Source organism: Corynebacterium uropygiale, from assembly GCF_021568315.1.
Classification (GTDB): domain Bacteria; phylum Actinomycetota; class Actinomycetes; order Mycobacteriales; family Mycobacteriaceae; genus Corynebacterium; species Corynebacterium uropygiale.
In genome coordinates this window covers 380,566-391,163 of record NZ_JAKGSI010000004.1, presented here as the reverse complement: position 1 = coordinate 391,163, position 10,598 = coordinate 380,566, and the positions used below count along the sequence as shown (strand labels likewise).

At 65.7% G+C, this 10,598-nt stretch carries 12 protein-coding genes; 7 read left to right on the top strand and 5 right to left on the bottom strand.

Annotation, left to right across the window (positions count from 1 at the left end; genetic code table 11):
* Window positions 1-164: 164 nt before the first annotated feature.
* Window positions 165-1,106: a pseudouridine synthase gene (locus L1O03_RS09475; RefSeq protein ID WP_236119530.1), complete on the bottom strand. Its 942-nt coding sequence runs from the start codon at window positions 1,104-1,106 to the stop codon at window positions 165-167.
* 73 nt (window positions 1,107-1,179) lie between these two features.
* Here L1O03_RS09475 and L1O03_RS09470 point away from each other — a divergent pair, with 73 nt between their 5' ends.
* From L1O03_RS09470 to L1O03_RS09455, 4 genes are all read left to right on the top strand, one after another.
* Window positions 1,180-1,326 carry a hypothetical protein gene (locus tag L1O03_RS09470; RefSeq protein WP_236119529.1) on the top strand — a complete coding sequence of 49 codons (147 nt, stop codon included), beginning with the start codon at window positions 1,180-1,182 and terminating at the stop codon, window positions 1,324-1,326.
* Between the two features lie 225 nt (window positions 1,327-1,551).
* Window positions 1,552-2,448 carry a universal stress protein gene (locus tag L1O03_RS09465; protein ID WP_236119528.1) on the top strand — a complete coding sequence of 299 codons (897 nt, stop codon included), beginning with the start codon at window positions 1,552-1,554 and terminating at the stop codon, window positions 2,446-2,448.
* A gap of 155 nt (window positions 2,449-2,603) precedes the next feature.
* Window positions 2,604-2,879 carry a GlsB/YeaQ/YmgE family stress response membrane protein gene (locus tag L1O03_RS09460; protein WP_236119527.1) on the top strand — a complete coding sequence of 92 codons (276 nt, stop codon included), beginning with the start codon at window positions 2,604-2,606 and terminating at the stop codon, window positions 2,877-2,879.
* Between the two features lie 104 nt (window positions 2,880-2,983).
* Window positions 2,984-3,583 (top strand): TetR/AcrR family transcriptional regulator, encoded by a 600-nt coding sequence (locus L1O03_RS09455; RefSeq protein WP_236119526.1) that lies wholly within the window; start codon window positions 2,984-2,986, stop codon window positions 3,581-3,583.
* Here L1O03_RS09455 and yidC read toward each other — a convergent pair.
* Entirely contained in the window at window positions 3,580-4,872 is a 1,293-nt protein-coding gene (gene yidC, locus L1O03_RS09450) for a membrane protein insertase YidC (protein WP_236119525.1), read from the bottom strand. The two genes, L1O03_RS09455 and yidC, sit on opposite strands and share 4 nt — an antisense overlap.
* A 38-nt stretch (window positions 4,873-4,910) precedes the next feature.
* Between yidC and L1O03_RS09445 the strand changes: the two genes are divergently transcribed.
* Both L1O03_RS09445 and L1O03_RS09440 read left to right on the top strand, forming a co-directional pair.
* Window positions 4,911-6,107: a sensor histidine kinase gene (locus tag L1O03_RS09445; RefSeq protein ID WP_236119524.1), complete on the top strand. Its 1,197-nt coding sequence runs from the start codon at window positions 4,911-4,913 to the stop codon at window positions 6,105-6,107.
* 54 nt (window positions 6,108-6,161) lie between these two features.
* On the top strand, window positions 6,162-6,800 hold the full coding sequence (locus L1O03_RS09440; RefSeq protein WP_236119523.1) for a response regulator transcription factor: 639 nt from the start codon (window positions 6,162-6,164) through the stop codon (window positions 6,798-6,800).
* Between the two features lie 21 nt (window positions 6,801-6,821).
* On the opposite strand, the gene L1O03_RS09435 is transcribed toward L1O03_RS09440, so the two are convergent.
* Both L1O03_RS09435 and L1O03_RS09430 read right to left on the bottom strand, forming a co-directional pair.
* The gene (locus tag L1O03_RS09435) at window positions 6,822-7,184 is read right to left on the bottom strand and encodes a histone-like nucleoid-structuring protein Lsr2 (RefSeq protein ID WP_236119522.1); all 363 of its coding nucleotides are present in this window, start codon (window positions 7,182-7,184) and stop codon (window positions 6,822-6,824) included.
* A 79-nt stretch (window positions 7,185-7,263) separates the two neighbouring features.
* Window positions 7,264-7,893, bottom strand: coding sequence for a DUF6474 family protein (locus L1O03_RS09430; RefSeq protein ID WP_236119546.1), 630 nt, complete (start codon window positions 7,891-7,893; stop codon window positions 7,264-7,266).
* A gap of 43 nt (window positions 7,894-7,936) precedes the next feature.
* Between L1O03_RS09430 and L1O03_RS09425 the strand changes: the two genes are divergently transcribed.
* Window positions 7,937-9,409 carry a TM0106 family RecB-like putative nuclease gene (locus L1O03_RS09425; RefSeq protein ID WP_236119521.1) on the top strand — a complete coding sequence of 491 codons (1,473 nt, stop codon included), beginning with the start codon at window positions 7,937-7,939 and terminating at the stop codon, window positions 9,407-9,409.
* Here L1O03_RS09425 and L1O03_RS09420 read toward each other — a convergent pair.
* Complete coding sequence (locus tag L1O03_RS09420; RefSeq protein ID WP_236119520.1) at window positions 9,341-10,576, bottom strand: MFS transporter; 1,236 nt, start codon at window positions 10,574-10,576, stop codon at window positions 9,341-9,343. The two genes, L1O03_RS09425 and L1O03_RS09420, sit on opposite strands and share 69 nt — an antisense overlap.
* Window positions 10,577-10,598: the final 22 nt, after the last annotated feature.

Genomic DNA, 10,598 nt, shown 5'->3' with positions numbered 1-10,598 from the left:
TCACGCTGATGGTACTGCACTCGTGAGGGTGTGGGAGAGTAGGTTGCTGCCAACACTTTATAATTTGATGATGGTGGTGGTGGGTTGATCCTGGTTGGGTTGACCCACCACCACCCCTTTTTTATGCCTAAAAGCCGGACAGGAATACCCCCAAAATTCCGCCCTTACTCAGCCGCTAAAGGCACAAAATAACTCGAGCGAAAAACCCGCTCATCGCCATTGATGGGATCCGGAAAAGACATACGAGAGCACAGAAGCTGCATCGGTTGCTCCCAAGAACTGTGCTCCTCAGGTGGCCTCACAAGCGGGTACACCGGGTCGCCAAGAATGGGCACCCCCGCAGCACACATGTGCAGCCGTAGCTGGTGCGTCTTCCCCGTTAACGGCTCCAGAACATAGCGGGCAAGCTCCTCCTTTGTGTCATAGGTATGACGGAGCATCGCCTCCTCGTCCGGGTTCAGACGCTCAACACCGCGAAGTAGCGTACGGGCATTGGGCGTTCCGTCGACAATCCGTGCGTCCATGCGACCACGTGTTTTCTCCATGCGGTCAGACCACAGGATCGGTTCCTCGGAGGTCGCCTCTGCAAGCGCGCCTCGCCAGGGTGCAACGGCCTCATACTGCTTATGTACTCCGCCGCTGGCGAAAAGAGTCTGATAGGCGCCTCTGTCCTGGGGTCGGCGAATGAAGACCAGCACTCCGGAGGTGAGACGGTCCAGGCGATGGGCGGGGATGAGATCGTCGTTCCCTGTGCTGCGGCGAAGGCGAACGAGGGCAGTCTCGGTTATGTGGCGGCCGCGGGGCATCGTCGCGAGGAAGGGTGGTTTGTCGATGACGAGGAGCCGCTCGTCCTCATGGAGGATGCGGATGTCGAAGGGGACGGGGGTTTCCTCGGCGGGAATGCGGTAGAACCAGAGATCCTCGCCGGGGTGCATGAGGCGGCAGGGGGGAATGGGCTGAGCAAAGCAGTCGACGACCTCGCCGCGGGAGAAGCGGGCGTCGAGGGCGGCGGTGTCGTCCATGGGGTTGCGGTAGTGCTGGCCCTCGATGACCCGGGCGAGCCACTCGCGCGCGGGGAGCGGAGGCTGGCCTGCGGGGAAGCGCACACGGGAGGCGTTGAGGCCATCGCGTGCAGGAAGCGGATTCCTTAAGGCCCGCGGGCGGGATATACTTTCCCCTATGGATCTTGATGCTTTGTTGGCCCCAGTCATTGAGTTCTTCTCCCACGGGATCGGCGCGCAGATCGCGCAGATCTTCTGGCAGGTGTTCTCCTTCCTCTACCCGGCGAATGCGGAGGCGGCTGGTCCCGTCGTCATCCCCGCATAATACCCGTCATCCTACCCCCGGATAAGGGGGCAATGGCCCCTCGACATCCGAGGGGTCTTTCTCTATTGCAGGACAAAAGGGGGTACAGAATTTTTTTTGGAAGGCCCCGGGTGGGGCCGGTCCTGAGCGCTAAACTGAGGGTGTAGAGCGATGCCGGTCGTCCGATATGCCCGACATAGAGACAGCGACCGCACGGTATCTGAAAGCAAGGTGAGGAATACACCCATGGCAAAGGAAAACATTGTCGTCGTTGCCGTTGATGGATCTGAAGCGTCCAAGACTGCTGTCCGCTGGGCCGCCAACACCGCCATGAAGCGCGGTGTTCCGCTGCGTTTGGCCTCCAGCTACACCACCCCCCAGTTCCTCTACGCTGAGGGACTCGTGCCGCCCCAGGAAGTTTTCGATGACCTCCAGGCGGAGACCATGGAAACCATCGATGAGGCCCGCGCCATCGCCCACGAGGTGGCCCCCGACCTCAAGATCGGCCACACCATCGCTGAGGGCAGCGCCATCGACATGCTGCTCGATATGGCTCACGACGTCACCATGATCGTCATGGGCTCCCGCGGCCTCGGTGGTCTGTCCGGTATGGTGCTGGGCTCCGTGTCTGCGGCCGTGGTGAGCCACGCGACCTGCCCCGTCGTCGTTGTCCGCGAGGACAACAACGTCACGGAGAACACCAAGTACGGCCCGGTGGTCGTCGGTGTGGATGGCTCCGAGGTCTCCCAGAAGGCCACCGAGTTCGCCTTCGCTGAGGCCGATGCCCGTGGCTGCGAGCTCGTCGCCGTGCACACGTGGATTGACATGCAGGTGCAGGCTTCCCTCGCCGGGCTCTCTGCCGCCCAGCACAAGTGGGAGGAAGTGGAAGAGGAGCAGAAGAAGGTGCTCGACGAGCGCCTCCAGCCCCTCAAGGACAAGTACCCGAACGTTCCCGTCAAGACCGTCATCACCCGGGACCGCGCGGTCCGGGCCCTGGCCGAGCAGGCGGAAGGCGCGCAGCTGCTCGTCGTCGGCTCCCACGGGCGTGGCGGCTTCAAGGGAATGCTGCTGGGCTCCACGTCTCGAGCCCTGCTGCAGTCCGCCCCCTGCCCGATGACTGTGGTGCGCCCCGAGAGCCTCTAAGGCTATGACGCCCCTCACCCCGCCTGTAACGGGCGGGGTCCTTTTATGTCGAGACTTGATAACAAGTTGAGGAATAAGTATGAATTTATGCTCTTCTGTGACAAGATGGGGGACGTTCCGAAACGTATAACACTCAAGCTGCAAAGGAGCTTGGAATGAACACGCTGAGCCTTGGCTGGATTGCTTGGATCATCATCGGCGGCATTGCCGGCTGGATCGCCTCCAAGATCAAGCACACCGACGAGTCCATGGGCATCCCGGCGAACATCATCGTCGGTATCATCGGTGGTCTCATCGGCGGCTTCCTCCTTGGGGCTCTGGGCTTCGACGTCCAGGGCGGTGGCATCATCTTCAGCCTCATCACCTGCATCATCGGCGCGGTTATCCTGCTGACGATCGTCCAGTTCGTTCAGCGCAAGATGAAGAAGTAACACGCGCAGAGGAAGGCGGCCCACCACGGTGGGCCGCTTTTTCATGACCATACAGGGTTGTCTATATTGGGTTCCGGAACGTGAATGCATCCTAGGAGGGAACTATGGCCCGTCGCCGCGACCGCCCCAGCCCCCGGCACCGACTGCTGGAGAGCGCCACGCGCCTCTTCACGACGGAGGGCATCCGCGTCATCGGGATCGACCGCATCCTGCGCGAGGCGGACGTCGCGAAGGCCTCGCTGTACTCGCTCTTCGGTTCCAAGGATGCGCTCGTCGCGACCTATGTGCGGACCCTCGACGAGCAGTGGCGCGCCGCCTGGGAGGAACGCACCCGCCTCATGGCCGACCCCTCCCAGAAGATCCTCGCCTTCTTTGACCAGTGCATGGAGGAAGAGCCGCTGAAGAACTATCGCGGCTCGCACTTCCAGAACGCGGCCTCGGAATTTCCCCTCCCCGACACCGACGCCGAGCGCGACATCCTCACCGCCGTCCACGAACACCGCCGGTGGTGCCGCGACACGCTCACCGCCCTCCTCACGCAGCGCAACGGCTACCCCAGCGCCTCCCAGGCCGAGCAGATCCTCGTCCTTCTCGACGGCGGCCTCGCCGGGGTCAAGCTGACCAAGACCCTCCAGCCCCTCCAGGTGGCGCGGGACCTCGCGAAGGATTTGCTCTCCGCCCCGCCGGCGGACTACTCGATCTAGTCCTCGCTCTCAGGCGCCTCGGGTGCCTCGGGCGTCTCGGGCCGCTCCGGCGCCTGGTGCTTAGGCTGGTACTCGGGTTCGGGGGACTCGGATGCCTCGGGAGCCTGCTCCGGAGACTTCCCCTGCTGCTCGAGTTGCTTCTTCTTCTGCTTCTCGATGAGCTTCTGCCGACGCTGAATCTGTGCGCGCTCGCGCTGCTCCTTCTGCATGAGCTTGCGCGAGGCGCTCTTCTGGCGTTTGAGCTCTTTGCGCTCCGCCTTCTTCGCGAGCTTGGTGTCCTTCTTTTCCTGTTTGGCTGCGCGGATCTCGGCGCGAATCTGCCGGTGCTTGTGGAGGAGCACCCAGGACTTGAGGCGCTGGCGGCGCAGCCAGCGCTTGTAGTGGCGGTGCTCGCGGCGCTCATCGCGGTAGTGGTGGCGCCTGGAACGAATGTGGGAGCGGATCTCCGGGGTCACGGGCATGGTGCGCGCGATGTAGATGTGGATGATGAGGTTTTGGGCGAGCGTCCAGAGGTTGTTCGCGAACCAGTACATGACGATCGCGACGGGCACCGGACCGTGCAGCGCCGCGCGCGAGAGCATGAGGGGGATGAAGATGATGAAGCTGCCGCTCACCACGCTCATGACGCGGGCGACTTTGGAGTCCCAGTCGAGGGTCGTGATGTTGCGGAACAGGGAGAGCCCGAGATTGAAGACCGTGAAGCAGATCGCGGTGATCGCGAGGGGGAAGACCATGTGGTACACGGCCTCCCGGGTGGTGCCCAGCATGGCGTGCTGCTCGGGCGTCATGGAGATGTAGGCCGGCAGCGGGACCCCGTTGACGTGGCCCTGGAGGAAGGAGGAGATCTCCGAGGAGTTGAGAAGCCCAATGGAGTTGTGCTGGGCGGTCTCGAGGCCATCGCGCGGGCGGGCCATCCGGAGGAGCACCTGGTAGAGGCCGATGAACGCCGGGAATTGGATGAGGACCGGGATGCAGCCGGCCCAGGCATTGTAGTTGTGCTCGGTGCGGAGGTCTTTGACGCGCTTGTCGTATTCGGCGAGGGACTCCTTGTCCGTTTTCTCGCGGTACTCCTCGGCGAGGGCGCGCAGCTCGGGGCGCAGCAGCACGTTGATGCGCACGCTCTTGAGCTGCATGAGGGACGTCGGCGCGATGAGGCTGCGCACCACAATGACGAGGCCGATCATGGAGAGAATCCACGAGAGAGAATTGTCGATCCCCAAGGCATTATGGAGCAGCAGGTGCCACAGCTTAAGCACACCGGAAACCGGATACACGAAGAGATCGACCACGGTCATAGATGATACAAACTTCGACTAAGGTACACCGCATGAGCACTGTCCTAGATCGCCCCGGTGAGCACAAACTCCGCAACGGACTTCACATTCTCACAGCGGTGCTGCTCGTGGTGGTGCTCGGGGCGTCGGTGACCATGCCGAGCGGCCAGGCGGTGCTCAACCTTCTTCTCACGGCATCCTTCGCGTGCCTCTATTTCTACGGGTTCATGTGGTGGCGACGCTGGCAGCTGCACGTCGTGCTTGTCTGGGTGACCGGCCTTAGCTTCATGTGGACGCTGCTGCTCACCGTCGCGCCCATCGGGGTCTACCTGGTCTTTCCGCTCTTCTTCCTCTACCTGGAGGTGCTTCCCGGGCGCGTCGGGATCGGGGCCGTGGTGGGCGCGACGATCGTGGCCATCCTCGCCCAAATTCCGCTGGGGCTTACTGCGGGCGGGGTGATGGGGCCCGTGGTGTCCGCCGTCGTGACCCTTGCGATTCACTTCTCGCTGCGGGCGCTGTGGGCGGTCAATGATGAGCGCGCGGAGCTCATCGATCAGCTCATCGCGACGCGCAACGAGCTCGCGGAAACTCAGCACGAGGCGGGGGTGGTGGCGGAGCGCCAGCGCATCGCGCACGAGATTCATGACACGCTTGCGCAGGGGCTGTCGAGCATTCAGATGCTGCTGCACGTCGCGGAGAATGAGATCGAGGCGGGCCCGGAGGGGAAGGAGAAGGCGCTCGAGCGGATTCGGCTGGCCCGGCGGACGGCGGCGGACAACCTCTCCGAGGCGAGGGCGATGATCGCGGCGCTCCAGCCTGCGGCGCTGGGGGACCGTTCGCTCGACGCCGCGCTGAGCCGCATCGCGGAGCACGCCTCGCAGACCTCGGGGCTGCACATCAGCGCCGACGTCGAGGGGACGCACCGCGAGCTGCCCATGAAGATGGAGGCCGCGCTGCTGCGGATCGCTCAGGGGGCGGTGGCGAACGTCGTGAGCCACGCGGAGGCGCGACGCTGCCGGATCAGCCTCAGCTACGGGGAGGAGGAGATCCGGCTGGACGTCGCCGACGACGGGAAGGGATTCGACCCCGAGGCCGTGGGCGAGCGGCCGCAGGGGATGGGGCACGTGGGGCTCGGCGCCATGCGGACCCGCGCGGAGGAGTGCGGGGGGACGCTGGAGGTGGAGTCGGCGCCGGGGCGGGGGACGGCGATCTCCGTCGTCATCCCGCGCCCGGAGGGAAGGATTGACTAAGCTCAGAGACACGGCCCGGGCAGGCGCCCGGGGAGGACCAGGAAAGGACGATCGATGATCAGAGTGCTCCTCGCGGACGACCACGAAATCGTGCGTTTGGGACTCCGCGCCGTACTGGACGGTGCGGAGGACATTGAGGTCGTTGGGGAGGTGGCGACGGCCGACGCGGCCATCGCGGCCGCCCAGGCGGGAGGCATTGACGTCATCCTCATGGACCTGCGCTTCGGGCCGGGCGCGGAGGGCACCCGGGTGACGACGGGGGCGCAGGCCACCCACGCGATCCGTTCCACCATGGAGAACCCGCCGAAGGTCCTCGTGGTGACGAATTACGACACGGACGCGGACATCCTCGGGGCTATCGAGGCGGGGGCCGTCGGCTATCTTCTCAAGGACGCCCCGCCGGAGGAGCTGCTCGCCGGGGTGCGCTCGGCGGCGGAGGGGGACTCGGCGCTCTCGCCGAGCGTGGCCGATCGCCTGATGACGCGCGGCCAGGCCCCCCGGAGTTCGCTCACCCCCCGTGAGCTGGAAGTTCTGCAATTGGTGGCGGGTGGGGCCTCGAACCGGGAGATCGGACAGGTCCTGCTCCTCAGCGAGGCGACGGTGAAATCCCACCTCGTCCACATTTATGACAAATTAGGCGTTCGCTCCCGCACCTCCGCCGTGGCGGCGGCGCGGGAGCAAGGAATGCTCTAATCTGCAGAGGCGATCGGGGATTTAGGCGAGGCCCTTGGCCTCGCGGTAGCGCTCCACCGTCTCCGTCTTGATCTTGCCGCGCTGGTTCACGGGAATGCCGTTGGACTCAGCCCAGGCGCGGACATCAGCGGGGTCGATGCCGTAGGCGGCAGCGCCACCAGCGTAATTGCCCTGGCGACGGCGACGGCGCTGCGGAACATTCACGCGGCGGGCGTGCTCGAGGTAGGGCTGCAGGAGCTCACGGAACTTCTCCGCGTTGGCGGAAGAAAGATCGAGCTCATATTCCTTGTTCCCCAGGCTGAAGTGGACGATCTCCACCTCATCCTTGGTGAGCGGGGAATTATCCAGGTCATCGAAATACTGGATTACTTCTTTACGGGCCATAAGGGTGGCTCCCTTTCTGCAGTTCGAACAGGTCTTTCACAAGTGATAGTAGCGAACCAAAGAATTCTGTCAAGCGTTTTTAGTTTAAACGCTCCTGAATTTGCGCGGTGAGGCCGTCAATTTCCTTGGCAATGCTCTGGTGGGCGCGGGTTCTTTGCTCGGGGGTCATGTGCTCCGCATTATTCACCGCATCCTGCAGCTCAGAGACCCGATTCTCCACGTCAGTGCGGAAGCCCTGGGGCAGCTCCGACTTCTTCACGGTCTCCCGAATGCTCTCCAGCCGCGCTTTGAGAGGTGCGCCATAACCGGAAAACTCGGCGAGGCGATCCGAATCCACCCCGAGCCGCCGAGCCTGCGCGGAATTCATCTTTTCTTTCCCGAGAGTCACGACGCGGTAGACCACCGGAATGAGGAGCGGGGTGAGCACCCGGGCCACCCCGGCATAGCGGCGCACGGTCTGCTTATTGAGCTTGCCGGCGCGGAGGCGCTGGAGCTCCTTCTTGGCCATGGTGCGCTCGTGCTTGCGCTTGGCCTTGAGTCCCTTTTGTTCGGCTTTGAGAAGGTTCTTCTCCTGCTTGGCCAAAAGCTTGTCCTGGCGGAGCTTCAATTTGGCGGATTGCTTGGCCTCGGCGCGGACCCGCGCCTTAGCGGCCTTGATTTCTGCTTTCGCCTCGCGGCGAGCTTTCCGAAGCTTCTTCATGATTCCCATGGAATTCAACATTACCCGCACAGTGGAATAAACTTCAGCAATTGTGTGTGTCCGCGCTCAAGACCTCGTCGGCTGCCAATACCGTCGGCGCCAGCAGCAACGCTTCCCCGCGGCGCGTCCCACGGCGCTCGCGCGGGAGCGCTCCGCTCGTCTGGCGGCCGCGCGGCGGCACACTCTGGCCTTACTGCCGACGGTGCCGGGGCGCGTCGATATCGAGGAGGCGGACCCCGAGGAGGCGGAGCTTGCGACGCTCGAGGCGCTCGTGAGCGAGGCGCCGCTCATCACCAGTGCGGAGTTCGCCGGCGCGGGCTGGCGGGTGCGGGTGGACATCCTGCACCGCGCGACGGACGGGACGTATGTGCCCATCGTGATCAGTGCCCACCGGGCGGCGCGCCCGGCAGAGGGGCGCCGCGTGCCGACCCTGCGGACGGCGGAGCTGGGCCTGGGCGGGCAGGCCCACGAGGAGCCCTTCCGCATCAAGCACCACACGAGCGACGGGTATCGCCTGGCACTCGCCACCCGGGCGCTCAGCGCGCTGGGGCTCGCCGGGCCGTGGGGCGGGGTGATCGGGCAGGACCCCACGCGGGCGTTCCTCCACCGGACCGAGTCCCATCAGGCCCCGCTCAGCGCGGCGCTGGCGGCGCCCATCCCCACGGTTCCGCGCCGGGTCAAAGAATGCGAGTGGTGCCCCTACCAGCGGGAATGCCGCGCCGAGCTGGAGGAGATGGACGACATTAGCCTCGTGCTCCCGGGGGAGAGGGCGGCGAGCTTGCGTCGTCGGCACATTGACACGGTGGGCAAACTCGTGGCGGCGGACCTGGGGGAGGTGTCTCAGCTCGCGGCCGCGTGGCGCGAGGGGATTCCGGTGCTGCGGGCGCGGCAGGGTCGGCCGATTCCGCGGGCGCGGCGGGAGATCGACGTTGATGTGGAGGCGTACCTCGACCACGGGGTGTACCTGTGGGGCCTGTGGGACGGGGAGAGCTACCACCCCTTCGTGACGTGGGAGCCGCTCGGCGGGGCGGCGGAGGCGGCGACCTTCGCCGCGTTTTGGGCGCACCTGCGGAGGCTGCTCGAGGAGGGCGAAGGGCCGGAGGACGTGCGCGTGTACTGCTACTCCAACAACGGGGAAAACCACTGGTTGCGCAGCAGTGCGCGGCGCTTCGCCGGGCAGCCGGGCGTGCCCACGGAGCAGGAGGTGGAGGAGTTCATCCGCTCCTCGCAGTGGGTGGACGTCTTCCAGTACGTGCGCGAGGAGCTCGCCGGGCCCGAGGGGCTGGGGCTCAAGACGGTGGCGCCGGTGGCGGGCTACCAATGGGCGGAGGTGGAGCTCGGCGGTGAGGGGTCGGTGGCGGCGTATCGGCGGGCGCGGACCTCGCCGGCGGAGCGCCCCCGCCTCCTCCGCTACAACGAGGACGATTGCCGGGCCACCGCCGCCGTCCGCCAGTGGCTAAGCGAGGGCGCGCCGGGCATCCCGCTGCTCAGCGCGCAGGGCCAGGGCCGCCGCGCCGCAGAGTAGCGCCGCGAGGAGGAGCAGCCAGAGGACGAGGCCCCGCCACTCGACGGCGGCGAAGACGCAGCCCGAGAGCCACCCCACGATGGAGGAGCCCGCGTAATAGCAGAAGAGGTACATGCTGGAGCCCTCGGCGCGGTGGGAGGTGGCGAGCACGCCCACCCAGCCCGAGGCGATGGAGTGGATGGCGAAGAAGGCGGCCGTGAAGAGGGCCATCGCGAGGAGTGTCGTCGCAAGGTGCGTGGGGAAGAGCAGGAGGAGGGAGAGCAGCATGAGCACCGCCGAGCCCGCCATGACGCGGCCGCGGGAGAAGCGCTCGACGACGCGGCTCACCCGCGCGGAGGACCACGTGCCCGTGAGGTACATGAGGAAGACGAGGCCGATGAGCCCCTCGCTGAGGCCGAACTCGTGCATCATGCGGAAGCTCACGAAGTTATAGAGCGAGACGAAGGCGCCCATGCCGAGGAATGCCGAGAGGAAGAGGACCAGAAGGCGCGGGTTGCGGACGTGGGAGGCGGTGGCCCAGAACTCGTGGCGGGGGTTGATGGACTTGGGGCGGAAGCGCCGCTGGGTGGGGAGGAACAGCACCGTGAGCAGCGCGCAGGCCACCGCGATGCAGGAGGAGCCGAACATCGCCCAGCGCCAATCGAGGAACTCCATGAGTCCCGAGGGGATGAGTCGGCCGCTCAGCCCGCCCACCGTGGTGCCCGCGACATAAATGCCCATGGCGGCGCCGACATCGGAGGGGTCAAGCTCCTCGCTGAGCCAGGCCATCGCGACGGCCGGCACCCCGGCCACCGCCACGCCCTGCAGGGTGCGCAGCCCGATGAGCACCTCGAGCGACGGTGCCCACGGCAGCGCCAGAGACAGCAGCGTGGCGCAGAGCGCGGAGACGATGAGGACGCGGCCGCGCCCGAAGCGCTCCGAGAGGATCGACGCCGGCACGATGCTGATGGCGAGGAGGCCCGTCGTCACCGAGACGGTGAGGGCGGCGCGGTCGGGGCTCACGTGGAACTCATCGACGAGCGCCGGGAGGAGGGCCTGGGTGGCATAGACCGCGTTGAACGTCGCGAGCCCCGCCGTGAGCATGGCGACGACGGCCCGCCGGTAGCGGGCATCCGTGCGGCGCATGCCGGGCGGGAGGGGAGTGGTATGCACGTCAAGCTCAGCCATGGGGATATCGTTGCAGGGGGAG

Bases quoted from the DNA above. Each gene is read 5' to 3' on its own strand.
- L1O03_RS09470 (WP_236119529.1), top strand. From the start codon at position 1,180: ATGGATCTTGATGCTTTGTTGGCCCCAGTCATTGAGTTCTTCTCCCAC.
- L1O03_RS09465 (WP_236119528.1), top strand. From the start codon at position 1,552: ATGGCAAAGGAAAACATTGTCGTCGTTGCCGTTGATGGATCTGAAGCG.
- L1O03_RS09460 (WP_236119527.1), top strand. From the start codon at position 2,604: ATGAACACGCTGAGCCTTGGCTGGATTGCTTGGATCATCATCGGCGGC.
- L1O03_RS09455 (WP_236119526.1), top strand. From the start codon at position 2,984: ATGGCCCGTCGCCGCGACCGCCCCAGCCCCCGGCACCGACTGCTGGAG.
- L1O03_RS09445 (WP_236119524.1), top strand. From the start codon at position 4,911: ATGAGCACTGTCCTAGATCGCCCCGGTGAGCACAAACTCCGCAACGGA.
- L1O03_RS09440 (WP_236119523.1), top strand. From the start codon at position 6,162: ATGATCAGAGTGCTCCTCGCGGACGACCACGAAATCGTGCGTTTGGGA.
- L1O03_RS09435 (WP_236119522.1), bottom strand. From the start codon at position 7,184: ATGGCCCGTAAAGAAGTAATCCAGTATTTCGATGACCTGGATAATTCC.
- L1O03_RS09430 (WP_236119546.1), bottom strand. From the start codon at position 7,893: ATGGGAATCATGAAGAAGCTTCGGAAAGCTCGCCGCGAGGCGAAAGCA.
- L1O03_RS09420 (WP_236119520.1), bottom strand. From the start codon at position 10,576: ATGGCTGAGCTTGACGTGCATACCACTCCCCTCCCGCCCGGCATGCGC.